This is a genomic window from Modestobacter sp. Leaf380 (assembly GCF_001424485.1).
In the GTDB taxonomy this organism is placed as follows: domain Bacteria; phylum Actinomycetota; class Actinomycetes; order Mycobacteriales; family Geodermatophilaceae; genus Klenkia.
On the sequence record NZ_LMQC01000019.1, the window covers coordinates 360,190 to 376,241 of the forward strand.

Genomic DNA, 16,052 nt, shown 5'->3' on the forward strand with positions numbered 1-16,052 from the left:
GCCGGGTCGATCATCGGGTGGAGGTCCCGGTGGGGAGCAGGACGTCGCCCTCGGCGGGGGCGGGCTCCTCGCGGCGGGACACCGGGTGCGGCCACCAGACCCTCTTGCCGGTCAGGTACACCAGCGCGGGCACCAGCAGGCTGCGGACGACGAAGGTGTCCAGCAGGACGCCGAAGGCGACCAGGAACGCGATCTGGAGCAGGAAGAGGATCGGCAGCACGCCCAGCGCGGCGAACGTCGCGGCCAGCACGATGCCGGCGCTGGTGATCACCCCGCCGGTCACCGCCAGGCCGTGCAGCACGCCGGGGCGGGTGCCCTGCAGCAGCGACTCCTCGCGCACCCGGGTCATCAGGAAGATCGAGTAGTCGATCCCCAGGGCGACCAGGAAGACGAACGCGTACAGCGGCACCGTCGGGTCGCCGCCGGGCAGGTCCAGCACGTGGTCGAAGACCAGCGAGGCCGCGCCCAGGGTGGCCGCGAAGGACAGCACGTTGGCCACCACCAGCAGCAGCGGGGCCAGCAGCGAGCGCAGCAGCACCGCGAGCACCACGAAGATCATCAGCAGGATCACCGGGATGATCCGGTCCCGGTCGGCCGTGGAGTACTCCCGGATGTCGAGGGCCTGGGCGGTGGTCCCGCCGACGACCACGTCGCGGTCGACCTCGTCGAGGTCGGTGCGCAACGCGGCGACGGCGTCCTCGGCCGCGGGGGAGTCCGCGGCGTCCACCAGGGTGACCTCCAGCTGGACCCGGCCGTCGGAGACCAGCGGCTGCCCCGCCTCGTCCAGGGTGGGCACGACCGAGGAGACGCCGTCGGCGTCCTGCACCACGGTGGTGACGACGGACAGCTCGGACTCGGGGGCCACGACCAGCGTGGGGGAACCCGAGCCGGCGGGGAAGTGCCGGGCCAGCGCCTCGCCACCGACGACGGACTCGACCCGGTCCAGGAAGGTGTCGCTGATCGAGACGCCCCGGGTGTCCAGGGTCGGGGCGAAGGCAGCCAGGACGAGGAGGGCCAGCGTGCTGACCACGCCGACCGCGACCGGGCGGCGGCCCACCAGCCGGGCCACCTTCGCCCACACCCCGGTGACCTCGGGACCCTTCGAGCCGACCTGCGGGACACCGGGCCAGAAGACCCAGCGGCCGTGCTGGCCGGGCGAGGTGCGTCCCGGCAGCACGAGCAGCGCGGGCAGGAAGGTCAGCGCGGCGAGGACCGCGGACACGATGCCGACGGCGGCGACCGGGCCCAGCCCGCGGGTCGGGCCGATGTCGGCCAGCAGCAGGCACAGCAGGCCCAGCACCACGGTGGCGGCGCTGGCCGTGACGGGCTCCAGCGTCTGCCGCCAGGCCCGGCGCATCGCGGTGTAGCGGTCGTCGTGGCGACGCAGTTCCTCGCGGTAGCGGGCGACGAGCAGCAGCGAGTAGTCCGTCGCGGCGCCGACGACCAGGATCGACAGGATGCCCTGGCCCTGCCCGTCCAGGGTGACGACGTCGGCGTCGGCGAGCAGGTAGACGACCAGGCTGGCGGTGGTGAGGGCGAACCCGGCGGTCAGCAGCACGAAGAACGGCAGCACGGGGGAGCGGTAGACGACCAGCAGGATGACCAGCACGGCGATCCCGGCGACCAGCAGCAGCGTGCCGTCGATGCCGCCGAAGGCGGAGACGAGATCGGCGGTGGTGGCGGCCGGCCCGGCCAGGAAGACCTCACCGCCCAGGTCGGGGACGACCGTGCGGAGCTGCTCGACGGCGGCGACGACCGGGTTCTGGCCGTCGGCGAGGGTCTCGAGCACCTGATCGGTGTCGAAGGTGAGCAGCGCGAGCACGGCCAGGCCGTCCTCGCTGGGCACGACGGGGATGTCCCCGGGCAGCAGGAACTCCCCGACCCGCTCGGCCGGTGCCCCGGCCACCGGCACCTCGATGTCGGGGACCGACGCCGCGAAGTCGGCGAAGTCGGTCAGCTGGGCCGGGGTCAGCGGGGTGTCGGACTCCAGCAGCACGAAGGCCGGGAAGGCCTCGCTGTCGCTGAACCCCGCGGACAGCTCGGCGACCCGCTGGGACTCCGCCTCCGAGGGCAGGAAGTCGCTCTGGGAGTTGGACTGGACCTCCGACAGCTTGCCGCTGTAGGGCCCGGCGACGGCGGACAGCGCCAGCCAGGCGAGCAGCAGCACCGCGGGCAGCAGCCAGCGCAGCCGGCGGTGGGAGCGGGTGGGGGTGGTGCCGGCCATGGGGGCTCCTGGCTCGCGGTCGGGCGGGGGGCGGCGCAAGATGGTCAGCCTGCTGAGGAAACCTAGCAGGTATGTTCAGCAAGCTGAGCAATCGTCACCGGATCGGGGTGTCACGTGGACGAGCAACCGGTGGGCAACGACCCCCGGACCTGGGCGACCGGGCGGCTGCTGTCCACGGCCGCCCGGCTGGCCGAACACGCCTGGGACTCCCACCTGGCCGGATGGGGTCTGAACCACGCCTCGTTCGCCGTGCTCTGGATGCTCGGGTCGGGACCCAGGTCCCAACGCGAGCTGGCCCAGGCCATGCAGGTCGAGGACCAGACCATGAGCCGGGTGCTGGAGCGACTGGAGCGGCACGGGCACGTCAGCCGGGCCCGCTCGACCACCGACCGCCGGCGCGTCGAGGTCTCCGTCACCGACGGCGGACGGACGGCCCTGGCCGAGGCGGGTTCCGACGCCGCTGCCGAGCGGGTGCTGGGCGACGCCGTCGCCGACCTCCCCGGGCTGCGCGAGCAGCTGGTGACCATGATCGAGGACCTGTCGGCCCGACGGTGGTCCACCGAGCGCTGACCCCGCCACCGGCTGCGATGCTGCTGCCGTGCCCCCGGTCGACGACGTCCTCGCCACCCTGCCCGCGCACCGGCAGGAGCTCTTCCGGGCCCGCGTCGACCGGTGGCTCCCCGACCTGCTGGCCGGGCTCACCCCGCTCTACCCCGACCCGCAGGCCGTCGCCGACCGGCTGCTGGCCGCCGCCGCCGCGGCCTTCGCCGAGCGGGACGAGGAGCTGCACGCCCTGGACCTGCGCCGCACCCTGGCCCCGGACTGGTTCCAGCGGCCCGGGCTGGTGGGCTACGCCGCCTACGCCGACCGGTTCGCCGGAGACCTGGCCGCCGTCGCCGCGCGGGCCGGGTACCTGCAGGACCTCGGCGTCGGCTACCTGCACCTCATGCCGGTGCTCACCCCCGGCCCACCGCCCAACGACGGCGGGTACGCCGTCGCCGACTTCGGCGCCGTCCGCCCCGACCTGGGCACGACGGCCGACCTGCGGGCGCTGACCCGGGAGCTGCGCGGCCGCGGGATCAGCCTGTGCCTGGACCTGGTGCTCAACCACGTGGCCCGCGAGCACGCCTGGGCCCGGGCGGCCCGGGCCGGCGACCCGGCCGCGCGCGCCTTCTTCCACGTCTTCCCCGACCGGACCCTGCCCGACGCCCACGAGGCCACGCTGCCCGAGGTCTTCCCGGACCTCGCACCGGGCAGCTTCACCTTCGACGCCGAGCTCGACGGCTGGGTGTGGACGACGTTCAACAGCTACCAGTGGGACGTCGACTGGGCCAACCCCGACGTCTTCTGCGCCTACGCCGACGTGGTGCTGGACCTGGCCAACCACGGCGTCGAGGTGCTCCGGCTGGACGCGATCGCCTTCACCTGGAAGCGGCTGGGCACCGACTGCCAGAACCAGCCCGAGGTGCACGCGCTCACCCAGGCGCTGCGCACGGTGGCCCGGATCGCCTGCCCGGCGCTGCTGTTCAAGGCCGAGGCGATCGTCGGCCCGCGGGACCTGGTCGCCTACCTGGGCACCGGCGAGCACTGGGGGAAGGTCAGCGACCTGGCCTACCACAACGGGCTCATGGTCCAGGTGTGGTCGATGCTGGCCTCCCGTGACGCGGTGCTCGCCTCCCGGGCGCTGCAGGCGCTGCCGGTCCCGCCGTCCACGACGGCCTGGACCACCTACGTGCGCTGCCACGACGACATCGGCTGGGCGGTCGACGACGGCGACGCGGCCGCCGTCGGGCTGTCCGGCCCGGCGCACCGGGCCTTCCTCTCCGACTGGTACTCCGGGCAGTTCCCCGGCTCCTGGGCCCGCGGTCTGGTCTTCGGGGAGAACGAGGCCACCGGCGACCGGCGGATCTCCGGCACCGCCGCCTCCCTGGCCGGCCTGGGCGCCTGGGACCCGAACGCCGTGGCCCGGGTGCTGCTGGCCCACGCGGTGGTGTTCGGGTTCGGTGGCGTCCCGGTGCTGTGGTCCGGGGACGAGCTGGGCCTGCTGGACGACCCGCACTGGGCCGAGGAGCCCGGCCACGCCGAGGACAACCGGTGGGCCCACCGGCCCCGGCTGACCTGGACCCCCGACGGCACCCCCGCCCCGGACTCCCCGGCGATCGTCGCCGGGATCGCCGCCCTGACCCGGGCCCGGGCGACGCTGCCCCAGCTGCACGCCGCGTTCCCCGCCCAGGTGCTCGACCCGCGGGACCCGGCGGTGCTGCTGGTCGCCCGCCGGCACCCGCTCGGTGCCGTGCTCGGCGCCTACAACGCCGCGCCCGAGCCGCGGCACGTGCCGCTCGACGTGCTGACCGACCTGGGACTGGACCCCACCACCGTCGTGGACCACCTGACCGGTGAGCGGCCCCGGGTCTCCGACGGTGCCGTCCAGCTCGCCCCGTACCAGGCGGTCTGGCTGGTCGCGCCGACCCGCGCTCAGCGGACCGGCGACAGCACCACCCCGCTGCCGAGGTCCTTGGCGTAGAGGTCGCGCAGCCGGTTGCCGTCGCTGGGCAGCAGCGCCTGGGACGTCGTCAGCAGCACCAGGTCACCGGTCACCGGCAGCACCCGGCCGTACTCGGCCGTCGTCACCGCGCCGGTCGGACCGGTGGTCGGCCGCCCGGCGGCGTCGGCGGTCACCAGGGTGAGCGCACCGGTGTCCAGGTCCCGCCGGGCCACGTCGGTGTGCCCGTTGGTGTCGGCGGCAGCGAGCGGCGCGGTCGTGGAGTAGAACGCGTACCGGCCGGTGGGGTCCAGCCCGACCTGGTGCTCCCAGCTGCCGGTCTGCCCGGTGCCCAGCGGGTCCAGCGCCCCGGTGACGGTGTCCTTGCGGTACGCCAGCCCCGTCGACCAGCTGGTCCCCGGCGCGGCCGGCTTGGCCGCCGTCACCAGGACCACGTACCGGCCGTCGTCGGAGACCGCGACGTCACCGGCGTCCCGGTAGACCGCGACCTCCGTCGTCCGCCCGGCCGCGACCACGGTGGAGACGACGACCGCCTCGCCGGCACCGGGCCCGCTCAGCGTCTTGCGGTAGAGCACCAGCGGGCCGCTGGAGCTGGTCGCCGGGAAGACCACGGTGCGGCCATCCGGGGTCAGCGCCAGCGCGGGCCCGGTCGCGGTGCGCGGCAGGTCGGTGCCGGTCGCCGTCGTCGAGACCCGGGTGACGACGCCGGTGGAGGGCCGCTTGGCGTAGACGTCGACGGCGCCGTTGGTGTCCCGGGGTCCCAGGTCGGCCCGGGCGGAGTAGAAGACGACCAGGTCGCCGTCGGCGCTCATCGCCACCGTCGGGCTGGTGGCCGCGACCGACGCGCCGGACTGCAGCACGGTGCCGGCCACGGTGGGGCTCACCGTCCCGGCCACCGGGACGCTGACCAGCGACCAGGTCCGGGTGCGCAGGTCGAGCCGGTAGACGTCGGCGAGCCGGTTGGTGTCGGCCGGGACCAGCGCCGCGGTGGTGGCCAGGGCGACGTAGCGGCCGTCGTCGCTGACCGCCGGGGCTGCGGTGTTGGTCGGGTCCGACGCCCCGGTGGCGGTGGCCGGCAGCGGCGCGATGCGGGTCGCCGTCCCGGCGGTGCGGTCCAGCAGGTACAGCTCGTAGGCGGAGTTGGTGTCCGCGGGGTCCAGCTGCGCCCGGGTGCCGACCACGACGAACCGGCCGTCCCGGCTCGCCGCCAGCCCGCCGGTCTCCCCGGAGCCCAGCGTCGGCACGGTGGTGGCCACCGGGACGACGGTGACCGCGACGGACTCCGCGGAGGCGTTCCCGGTGCCGTCGACCGCGACCACGGTGAACCGGTACGGGGTGCCGTTCACCAGACCGCTCACGGTGGCGGTCGTCCCGGTCACGGTGGCGACGACGACGCCGTCCTGCAGCACCCGGTAGGAGGCGAGGTCGGCGTCGCCCACCGGCTGCCAGGACACCGTGGCCGTGGCGTCCCCGGCCCGCCCGGCGACGCCGGTGGGCGCCGCGGGGGCGGTGGTGTCGTGGGGGGTGACGGTGACGGCGGCCGACGCGGGGGACACGTTGCCGTGCCCGTCGACGGCGACCACGGTGAACGTCACCGCCGTGGGCTCCAGGCCGGTGAGCAGCACCGAGGTGCCCTGCGAGGTGGCGACGACGACGCCGTCGCGCAGCACCCGGTGCTCGACGACGTCCACGGCGGTGGGCGGCGCCCAGCTGACGGTCGCCCGCCGCTCCCCGGGGGTCGCCACGACGTCGACCGGGGCCGGCGGCGCGGTCAGGTCCGTCGGGGTGGCGTCGGCGGGGGCGGACTCGGGCGAGCGGTTCCCGTGGGAGTCGACGGCGACGACGGTGTACCGGTACGCGGTGTCGTTGGTCAGCGCCGGGTCGGCGTGGGACGGGGCGGTGACGGTGGCGACCTCGACACCGTCGCGCAGCACCCGGTAGGAGGCCAGGTCCGGCTCGGTGGCCGCCGCCCAGGTCAGGTCGACCCGGCCGTCCCCACGGGTGGCGGTCAGCCCGGTCGGGGCGGCCGGCGCGGTGAGGTCGGTCGGGGTGGCCGGCACCGCCGGGTCGGAGGTGGCGGAGACGTTGCCGTGGGTGTCGACCGCGGAGATGGCGTAGCGGTACGTGGTGTCGTTGGTCAGCCCGGTGTCGGCCAGCGTCGTGGTGCCGGCCGGGACCGTGGCCAGCACCACGCCGTCCCGGTGGAGGCGGTAGGACGCCAGGTCCGGCTCCGGGCTCGCCGCCCAGGCCAGGTCGACGCGGCCGTCCCCGCGGACGGCGACCAGCCCGGTCGGCACCGCCGGCGCGGTCAGGTCCGTCGGGGTGGCCGGCACCTCGGGGGCCGACGCCGCGGACCGGTTGCCGTGGGTGTCGACGGCGACCAGGGAGTACCGGTGGGTCGTGTCGTTGGTCAGCCCGGCGTCGACGAAGGCGGGGGTGGTGACCGTGGCGACCTCGACGCCGTCGCGCAGCACCCGGTAGGAGGCCAGGTCGGGCTCGGTGGCGGCCGCCCAGGACAACGTCACCCGACCGTCCCCCCGGCCGGCGGTCAGCCCGGTCGGCGGGGCCGGCGGGGTGAGGTCGGTGGGCGTGGCGGACACGGCCGGCGCGGAGGCCGGCGAGGCGTTGCCGTGGGTGTCGACCGCGGTGATCGTGTACCGGTACGTGGTGTCGTTGGTCAGCCCGACGTCGGCCAGCGAGGTCGCCGGCGCGGCGACCGTGGTGAGCAGGACACCGTCGCGGTGGACCCGGTAGCCGGCCAGGTCGGGCTCGGTGTTCGCGGTCCAGGTCAGGTCGACCCGACCGTCCCCGCGGGTGGCGGTCAGCCCGGTGGGCACCGCCGGCGCGGTCAGGTCGGTCGGCGTCGCGGCCACCGGGGGCGCGGACGCCGCCGAGCGGTTGCCGTGGGTGTCCACCGCCACCAGGGCGTACCGGTAGACCGTGTCGTTGGTCAGCCCGCCGTCCACGTGGGCCGGGGTGGTCCGGGTGGCGACCTCGACGCCGTCGCGCAGCACCCGGTAGAAGGCCAGGTCGGGCTCGGTGGCGGCCGTCCAGGACAGCGTCACCCGGCCGTCGCCGCGGACCGCGGTCAGGCCGGTGGGCACCGCGGGCGGGGTCAGGTCGGTCGGGGTCGCGGACACCGCGGGGGCCGACGCAGGCGACCGGTTGCCGTGGGTGTCCACCGCGACCAGCGTGTAGGTGTAGGTCGTGTCGTTGACCAGCCCGGTGTCCACGGTGGTGGTCGTCCCGGTCACCGTGGCGACCTCGGTCCCGTTGCGCAGCAGCCGGTAGGAGCCCAGGTCGGGCTCGGTGGCGGCCGTCCAGGACAGCGTCACCCGGCCGTCGCCGCGGACCGCGGTCAGCCCGGTGGGCGCCGCGGGTGCTGTCAGGTCCGTCGGGGTCGCCGACACGGCGGGCGACGAGCCCGCCGACCACTGCCGGCTCACGTCGACGGCCTGCACGGTGTAGCTGTACGCGCGGTCGTTGACGAGGCCGGTGTCGACGAAGGTGCGGGGACCGGTGACCGTCGGGCTGACGACCACGCCGTCGCGCAGGACGCGGTAGCCGGCCAGGTCGGTCTCGGTGTTCGCCGCCCAGGAGACCGTGACCCGGTTCTCCCCGCGCGCCGCGGTGACTCCGGTCGGTGCAGCGGGGGCGAGACCGTCCTGGGGGTACGCGGAGGCCGTGGTGGCGACCGTGCCGGTGGCCGACGCCAGGTTCAGGAACCCGTAACGGGTCTGGGTGACCACCTCGACGGTGTAGTCCGTGCCGTTGGTCAGCCCGGTGAAGGCCGGGGCGGCCACGGTCCCCGTCGAGGTGGCGTCGGCGCCGTTCACGGTGATGGAGGTGGACCCCAGCCGGACCAGGTAGCCGCTGCGGTTCGGCTCGCTGGACGCCGTCCAGCTGATCGTGGTGAACCGGCGGTCCCCGACCGTGATCTGCACGTTCGTGGGCGGGAGCGGGTCGGCGTCGCTGACCGTGGCCAGCGCCGGGCTGTCGACCGGCACGGCGCGCTGCGCCGGACCGACGGTGAGCAGCACGGCGCCCAGCAGCAGCAGTGCGACAGCGGCTCGCGCCGTCCGCAGTCGTCGGCCCGTCGTCTGGTCCACGTGGAACACCCCTCGTCCGGACTGCCCACCGGAGGGTCGTCCGGAGTTCAGGTCGGCACAGGGTCGGAATAGTTGAGTCCGGACCTGTTTTGTTGATTTATCAAGTACATCGGCCTAGGGTGCACCCGTGACCTCGATCTTCGACCCGCAGGTGCCCGCCGGGGCGTTCGACGACTTCCTCGTCGACGCCCTGCCGGCCGCGCGTGAGCAGCGCTCCTGGACCGACGGGGACGACGCCCTGCCGAGCCTCTACCTCAGCCACGGCGCGCCCCCGCTGTTCGACGACGGCCCGTGGATGCGCGACCTGCACACCTGGGCGCTGTCGATGCCCAAGCCCAAGGACGTGCTGATCATCAGCGCGCACTGGGAGTCGGCGCCGCTGTCGCTGTCCGGGTCGGCCGCGGGCACCCCGCTGGTCTACGACTTCGGCGGGTTCGCCCGCCGCTACCACGAGATGGAGTACCGGACGCCGGACGCCTCGGCGCTGGCCCGCCGGGTCGCCGCGGCCATGCCGGACTCCGAGCCGGTGTACGAGCACCGCTCCCGAGGCCTGGACCACGGCGCCTGGGTGCCGCTGAAGGTCATGTACCCCCTGGGCGACGTCCCGGTGCTGCAGATGAGCCTGCCCACCCACGACCCGCACCGGCTGCTGGACCTGGGCCGCCGGGTCCGCGAGCTCCGCGAGGAGGGCACCCTGGTCATCGGCTCTGGGTTCATGACCCACGGCCTGCCGTTCCTCACCCGGGAGTCCGTCACCAGCGGCACGGTGCCGTCCTGGTCCGCGGACTTCGACGCCTGGGCCGCCGACGCCCTGGCCCGCGGTGACGTCGAGGGCCTGGCCGACTACGCGGCACAGGCCCCGGGCCTGCCCTACGCCCACCCCACGGTGGAGCACTTCACCCCGCTGTTCGTCACCCTCGGCGCCGCCGCGGACCCCGAGCAGCCGGTCACCACCACCGTCGAGGGCTGGATGATGGGCCTGTCCAAGCGCTCCTTCCAGATCGCCTGAGCGGAGGGTGGGGGCGCAGGTCTGCTGCGCCACCACCCTCCGCCCCGCCCGCTCTCAGAAGCGGAAGCGGCCGACGGTGGTGCGCAGGTCGTCCGCCATCCGGGACAGCTCGTCCACGGCGACCCGGGTCTGCCCCAGCGCCTGGGTGGTGGCCCCGGCGGCGGAGTTGACCCCGACGATGTTGGCGGCGATCTCGGTCGAGCCGCTGGCCGCCTCGGCCACGCTGCGCGACATCTCGTTCGTCGTCGCCGTCTGCTCCTCCACCGCGCTGGCGATGGTCAGCTGGTAGTCGTTGATCGACCCGATGGTCACCGAGATCCGGCCGATGGCCTGGACCGCAGCGGCGGTGTCGCCCTGGATGGCCTCGACCCGGCGGGCGATGTCCTCGGTGGCGCGGGCCGTCTCCTGGGCCAGCTCCTTGACCTCGTTGGCGACGACGGCGAAGCCCTTGCCCGCCTCGCCTGCACGGGCCGCCTCGATGGTGGCGTTGAGCGCCAGCAGGTTCGTCTGCTCCGCGATGGACGTGATCACCTTGACCACGTCCCCGATCTCCTTGGAGCTGTCGCCCAGCCGGACGACGGTGGCGTTGGTGGCCTCGGCCTCGGTGACGGCGGTGCCGGCGACCCGGACCGCCTCGTTGGCGCTCTGCGCGATCTCCCGGATCGACGCGCTCATCTCCTCGGCGCCGGCGGCGACGGTGGCCACGTTGCGGGAGACCTCGTCGGCGGCACCGGACACCACCCCGGACTGCACGGACGTCGCCTCCGCGGAGACGGCGATCTGGGCGCTGGAGCCCGACAGCTGCTGGCCGGAGGCGGCGACCGCGTCGGCGGCGGCGGCCACCTGGCCCACCAGGGTGCGCAGCGAGGACTGGGCGCGCTCCAGGGCGGCACCCATCCGGCCGATCTCGTCGTCGGAGCGGACGTCGGGGCTGACCGTGAGGTCGCCCCCGGCGAGGGCCTCGAGGGCCTTCTGCACCCGGCCGACGGGACGGGTGATGGACAGCAGCGTCGTCCGGCCGACCCAGCCGATCACCAGCAGACCGGCCAGTGCGACGGCGACCGCGGTCCAGCCGGTGGTCGCCGTGGTGGCGGTCAGCGCCGCGCCGGCGGCGGCGACCTCGGCGGCCAGCGCGTCCTTGGCGGTGCCGACGGCCTCGTCGGTGACGTCGTTGGCGGTCTGCACGTCGGCCCACCGGGAGCGGGTGCCCTCCTGGTCGGCGACGGCGTCGTCGACGAAGGAACCGATGTCGGCCACGTAGGTCTCGAAGGCGCCGGTCAGGCCGGCGACGGCGGCAGCGCTGTCCCCGGTGAGCGGGATCTCGGCCAGCTGGGCGAGCAGGTCGGTCACCTGCCCCTGGTCGTCGACGACGTCGGCCTGCTGGGCGGCGGGGTCCTCACGGACGAGGGCCTTGTAGCCGTCGACCTTGAGCTCGCTGGCCCGGGTGTCGAGCTGCAGGACCAGGGTCTGCGCGGTCGACAGCTGCTCCAGGCGGCTCGTCTCCTCCGAGATGCGCGCGTTGCCGACGAGCAGGGTGCCCACGAGGGCGCCGACGGCGGCCAGGACGACGGCGAGCAGGACGGCGGCCTTGGTGCGCAGGGAGCGGTGGGCGAGGCCCCGGCGGGCGTGGGCGGGGACAGCGGTGTCGGGCACGGGGGGACTCCTGAGGACGGGCAGGCGGCCGGTGGTCTCCGGCACCACGCGTCACTTCGGCCCCATCAGTCCCGGTATCGCGCCGTTCCGTTGCGTCGTCACCGAACTGCTGCCCGGGAGGCGGGTCACCGTCCGCGGGACGTCGACACGGCGACCGCCCCGCACCCACGGCAGAGGGGCCGGGCAGCGTCTGCTGCCCGGCCCCTCCGATCGTGCTGTGCTGCGTCGGTGCTGCGTCCGTGCTGCTCAGGCGCCCGTCGGTGAGGACTTGACCCCGAGGATGGGGCACTCGACGTCGAGCAGGATGCGCTGCGCGGCCGAGCCCATGAGCAGCTTGCCGACCGCCGACCGCTTCTTCAGCCCGATGACCAGCAGCTCGGCCCCGGTCTCCTCGACCACCGCGGTGAGCTCCTCGGAGACGTCCCGGCCGCGGACCGGCTGGCGCACCTCGGCGCGCACCCCGGAGGCGGTGAGCTCCTCGTGCAGGTCCAGCAGCGCCTGGCCCTGCAGGAAGTCCGAGTCCACCAGGGCGTCCCCGCGGGAGCTGTTGACCACCACGAGCAGCGCGTCCCGGCGACGGGCCTCGACGAGAGCGTGGTCGAGCGCTGCGCGCCCGCGGGCATTGGGGACGTACCCCACGACGACGACGGCCATGGCCTGATCCTCTCCCATCACTGGTCCTTGCCCGACGTGACGCTGCGCTCGTCACGGTGCTCCAGGTGCCCGTCGGCCTGGACCTCCTCAGGCGTGGCCCGCCGGCCCTTGACCAGGCGCAGCAGGAACGGCCCGACCAGCGCGAGCAGCGCCAGCAGCAGCACGACGCGGCTGAACCAGGTGTCGACCAGCACGCCCAGGTCGCCGTCGCTGATGGCCAGCGCGCGACGCAGGTTGTTCTCCGCGATCGGGCCCAGGATCAGCCCGATGACCGCCGGGGCGACCGGCCAGCCGAAGCGCCGCATGACGAACCCGAGCAGGCCCAGCACCATGAGGATGACCAGGTCCAGCGGGTCGGCGTTGACCGCGAAGGAGCCCAGCGAGGCGAAGACCAGGATGCCGGCGTACAGGTAGGGCCTGGGGATCTTCAGCAGCTTCACCCACACGCCGACCAGCGGCAGGTTCAGCACCAGCAGCATGACGTTGCCGATGAACAACGAGGCGATCAGCGCCCAGACCAGCGGGCCCTCGGTGGTCAGCAGCGTCGGGCCGGGCTGGATGCCGTAGCCCTGGAACGCGGCCAGGATGATCGCCGCGGTGGCCGAGGTGGGCAGGCCCAGGGTCAGCAGCGGCACCAGCACACCCGCGGCGGCCGCGTTGTTGGCCGCCTCCGGCCCGGCGACGCCCTCGATGGCGCCCTTGCCGAACTCCTCGGGGTGCTTGGTGAGCTTGCGCTCGGTCGCGTAGGACAGGAACGTCGGGATCTCGGCGCCACCGGCGGGCAGCGCACCGAACGGGAACCCGAACGCCGTCCCGCGCAGCCAGGGCTTCCAGGACCGGGCGAAGTCCTGCTTGGTCATCCAGCTGCCCTTGTGGTCGATGACCTGGACGGCGCCCTTGCGCAGCCGGCTGGCCACGAACAGCGACTCGCCCACCGCGAACAGCGCCACCGCGACCACCACGACGTCGATGCCGTCGGACAGCTGCGGGATGCCCAGGGTGAACCGCTCCTGGCCGGTGATCACGTCGGTGCCGACCAGGCCCAGGTACAGCCCCAGGCACAGCGAGGCCAGCCCGCGCAGCGGGGAGGACCCCAGCACCGTGGCGACGGCGACGAAGGCGATGACGGCGAGGGCGAAGTAGTCCGCCGCGGTGATCCCGATGGCCAGGTCGACCACGGTCGGGGCCACCAGCGCCAGCAGCAGGGTGGCGATCGTGCCGGCCACGAAGGAGCCGATGGCGGCCGTGGCCAGGGCTGCCGAGCCCCGCCCGGCCTTGGCCATCTTGTTGCCCTCGAGCGCGGTCATGATCGAGCTGGACTCACCGGGGGTGTTCAGCAGGATCGACGTCGTCGACCCGCCGTACATGCCGCCGTAGTAGATCCCGGCGAACATGATCAGCGCCGCGGTCGGCTCCAGCACGTAGGTGGCCGGCAGCAGCAGCGCCACGGTCATCGCCGGGCCGATGCCCGGCAGCACGCCGACCGCCGTGCCCAGGACCACGCCCAGCAGCGCGAAGAGCAGGTTGACCGGCGTGATCGCGTCGGCGAACCCGCCCAGCAGTGCGTCGAAGCCCATCAGAACCAACTCGTCACGAACTCGAGGACCGTGCCGCCGGGCAGCGCCACGTTGAGGGCCTTCACGAACACGACCCAGGCGATGCAGCCCACGGCCAGGCCGATGAGGAAGGGCCGGACGATGCCGACCGCCCCCAGCGCCCAGGCGACCGCGGCGAACATCAGCGCCACCGCCAGCGGCCAGCCGATGACGTTGATCAGCAGCGCGTGGGCCAGGAAGGCCACCGCGATGACGGCGACGGCGCGCCAGTCGGTCGGGGCGTCGGGGTCGACGTCCTCGCTGTCGTCGGAGGCCGCCCGGTCACCGCGGAGCACCCGCAGGGCCAGCAGCGCACCGGTGGCCACGGTCAGCCCGCCCACCAGGTAGGGGAAGAACCGCGGGCCCAGGGTGTTCGTCGACCCCGGGACGGCGATCGCCCCGGCGTCGACCAGCAGGTAGACGCCCAGGGCGGCCAGCAGCAGGGCCAGCACCAGCTCGCCGGTGTTCCGGGCGGTGGTGCGGGGCTCGGTGCCCGCGCTCGCGTTCGCACCCGTGCTCACCGGCCCTGCTGGACGGTCCGTCTCGCTGGCGCTCACTGGCTCTGCTGGACGGTCCATCTCGCTGGCGCTCACTGGATCAACCCGATCTCGGTCAGGACCTGGCGCACGCGGGTCTCCTCCTCGGCGAGGAAGTCGCCGTACTCGTCGCCGGTCATGAAGGTGTCCAGCCAGCCGTTGGTGTCCAGCGCCTCCGCCCACTCGTCGGTGTCGTGGGCCTCGGTGACCAGCGCGATCAGGTCCTCGCGGGCGCTGTCGCTCATGCCCGGCCGGGCCATCAGGCCGCGCCAGTTGGTGACCTCGACGTCGTAGCCGCTCTCCAGGATCGTGGGCACGTCGGGCACCTGGTTGGACCGCTCCGCGGTGGACACGGCGATGCCTCGCAGGTCACCGGACTGCACCTGCGGGCCGTAGTCGGCGGTGCCGGAGATGCCGGCCGCGACCTGGTTGCCCAGCAGCGCCGCCAGGGACTCCCCACCGCCGGAGTAGGCGATGTAGTTGACCTCGATCGGGTCGATGCCCACCGCCTGGGCCAGCAGCCCGGCGAGGATCTGGTCGGTGCCACCGGCCGAGCCGCCGGCGATCGGGGTGCCGCGGGGGTCCGCGGCCCAGCCCTGCACGAAGTCCTCGAGCGTCTCGTACGGCGACTCCGCCGGGACGACGATCAGCTCGGTCTCGGCGATCAGCTGGGCGATCGGGGTGACGTCGGTGAGCCGGGTGGTCGAGTCGTTGGTGTCGATGGCCCCGACCATGACCAGGCCCATCATCATCAGCAGGGCGTCGTCGTCCTCACGGGCGAGCTGGCCCAGGCCGATGGTGCCGCCGGCGCCCTCGACGTTGAACACCTGCACGTTGCGGGCGACACCGGTCTGCTGGACGACCCGCTGCAGGGTGCGGGCGGTGGTGTCCCACCCGCCGCCCGGGCTGGCCGGGACCATCATGCGCAGGCGGGACAGGTCACCGGGTGAGACGACGGTGCCGGCACAGGCCGACAGGGCGGACAGGGCCGGCAGCGCGAGCGCTCCGGCGAGGAATCCTCTTCGGGTCAGCTGCACGGGAGGTGCACCCCCGACGCTGGGGAGACGGCGATCACGTCACGGGACGCTAGGGGTGCGCGCGACCCACGTCACACGATCGGCGCTGTCCCTTGGTTACACAACCACCGCACAGCGGGCCCGGGCTCAGTCCAGCCAGGTCAGCAGCGGGTCCCGGACGACGTCGGCGAGGCGGGCGTAGCCGGCGGCCAGCGGGTGCACGCCGTCCCCGGCGCGGACCGAGGAGGCCCAGGTGTCGTCGTCGGCGAGCCCGGCGGCGACGTCGACGAAGGGCACCGAGCACTCCTCGCACACCTGCGCCATCCCCAGCGACAGGTCGATCGCGCGGGCGGTCTGCGCCGGGTCCAGCGAGGGCGGCGGGCCGACCACGAAGGTGGCCCAGCCGGAGGCCCAGGCGTCGTCGAGCAGGTCGGTGAGGACGGCGAGGGTGCGCTCGTGCGGCACCCGCGGCCGACCGGCGGGCGCCGAGACGTCGTTGGCCCCGAAGGACAGCACCACCCGCCGGTCGTCGCCGTCGCGCAACCGGGCGGCGACCTCGTCGTGGAAGCGGCGCGCCACGTCCAGCGAGGTCTCCCGGCGGACGCCTAGCTCGTAGGCGGTCAGCGCCGTCCCGCTCGCCCGGGCCTCCGCGACCAACGGCCGCACCCACCCCGACCCGGTCTCGTCCCCGGTGCCGGCGGTGAAGGAGTCGCCGACGAAGCACACGCGCAGGTCCCTGGCCACGCGCGCAGT

The 16,052-nt window shown here is 74.3% G+C and carries 11 protein-coding genes; 3 read left to right on the plus strand and 8 right to left on the minus strand.

The features are described from left to right. Positions 1-10: 10 nt before the first annotated feature. Complete coding sequence (locus tag ASG41_RS14175; RefSeq protein ID WP_056295921.1) at positions 11-2,224, minus strand: MMPL family transporter; 2,214 nt, start codon at positions 2,222-2,224, stop codon at positions 11-13. 114 nt (positions 2,225-2,338) lie between these two features. On the opposite strand from ASG41_RS14175, the gene ASG41_RS14180 reads away from it, so the two are divergent. Both ASG41_RS14180 and ASG41_RS14185 read left to right on the plus strand, forming a co-directional pair. After that, on the plus strand, positions 2,339-2,794 hold the full coding sequence (locus ASG41_RS14180; protein WP_200938921.1) for a MarR family winged helix-turn-helix transcriptional regulator: 456 nt from the start codon (positions 2,339-2,341) through the stop codon (positions 2,792-2,794). 28 nt (positions 2,795-2,822) lie between these two features. After that, the gene (locus tag ASG41_RS14185; protein ID WP_056295928.1) at positions 2,823-4,748 is read left to right on the plus strand and encodes an alpha-amylase family protein; all 1,926 of its coding nucleotides are present in this window, start codon (positions 2,823-2,825) and stop codon (positions 4,746-4,748) included. Here ASG41_RS14185 and ASG41_RS14190 read toward each other — a convergent pair. Then, positions 4,700-8,836: a fibronectin type III domain-containing protein gene (locus ASG41_RS14190; RefSeq protein ID WP_157519421.1), complete on the minus strand. Its 4,137-nt coding sequence runs from the start codon at positions 8,834-8,836 to the stop codon at positions 4,700-4,702. The genes ASG41_RS14185 and ASG41_RS14190 overlap by 49 nt on opposite strands. Positions 8,837-8,963: 127 nt before the next feature. Between ASG41_RS14190 and ASG41_RS14195 the strand changes: the two genes are divergently transcribed. Then, complete coding sequence (locus ASG41_RS14195) at positions 8,964-9,845, plus strand: dioxygenase (protein ID WP_056295933.1); 882 nt, start codon at positions 8,964-8,966, stop codon at positions 9,843-9,845. A gap of 54 nt (positions 9,846-9,899) precedes the next feature. Here ASG41_RS14195 and ASG41_RS14200 read toward each other — a convergent pair whose 3' ends face one another. From ASG41_RS14200 to ASG41_RS14225, 6 genes are all read right to left on the minus strand, one after another. Next, positions 9,900-11,498 carry a methyl-accepting chemotaxis protein gene (locus ASG41_RS14200; RefSeq protein WP_056295937.1) on the minus strand — a complete coding sequence of 533 codons (1,599 nt, stop codon included), beginning with the start codon at positions 11,496-11,498 and terminating at the stop codon, positions 9,900-9,902. 246 nt (positions 11,499-11,744) lie between these two features. After that, on the minus strand, positions 11,745-12,170 hold the full coding sequence (locus tag ASG41_RS14205; protein WP_235564799.1) for a universal stress protein: 426 nt from the start codon (positions 12,168-12,170) through the stop codon (positions 11,745-11,747). Then, a complete protein-coding gene (locus ASG41_RS14210; protein WP_056295942.1) occupies positions 12,170-13,729 on the minus strand; it encodes a tripartite tricarboxylate transporter permease in 1,560 nt (519 codons plus the stop codon). Before ASG41_RS14210 ends, ASG41_RS14205 begins: the two co-directional genes overlap by 1 nt. Further along, complete coding sequence (locus ASG41_RS14215; protein WP_056295948.1) at positions 13,729-14,268, minus strand: tripartite tricarboxylate transporter TctB family protein; 540 nt, start codon at positions 14,266-14,268, stop codon at positions 13,729-13,731. Before ASG41_RS14215 ends, ASG41_RS14210 begins: the two co-directional genes overlap by 1 nt. 68 nt (positions 14,269-14,336) lie before the next feature. Beyond that, positions 14,337-15,320 carry a tripartite tricarboxylate transporter substrate binding protein gene (locus ASG41_RS14220; protein WP_056295951.1) on the minus strand — a complete coding sequence of 328 codons (984 nt, stop codon included), beginning with the start codon at positions 15,318-15,320 and terminating at the stop codon, positions 14,337-14,339. A 126-nt stretch (positions 15,321-15,446) separates the two neighbouring features. Further along, the gene (locus ASG41_RS14225; protein WP_056295954.1) at positions 15,447-16,043 is read right to left on the minus strand and encodes a GDSL-type esterase/lipase family protein; all 597 of its coding nucleotides are present in this window, start codon (positions 16,041-16,043) and stop codon (positions 15,447-15,449) included. Positions 16,044-16,052: the final 9 nt, after the last annotated feature.

Excerpts from the sequence above, each read along its gene's own strand:
- ASG41_RS14205 (WP_235564799.1), bottom strand. The coding sequence starts at position 12,170 with ATGGGAGAGGATCAGGCCATGGCCGTCGTCGTCGTGGGGTACGTCCCC.
- ASG41_RS14175 (WP_056295921.1), bottom strand. The coding sequence starts at position 2,224 with ATGGCCGGCACCACCCCCACCCGCTCCCACCGCCGGCTGCGCTGGCTG.
- ASG41_RS14210 (WP_056295942.1), bottom strand. The coding sequence starts at position 13,729 with ATGGGCTTCGACGCACTGCTGGGCGGGTTCGCCGACGCGATCACGCCG.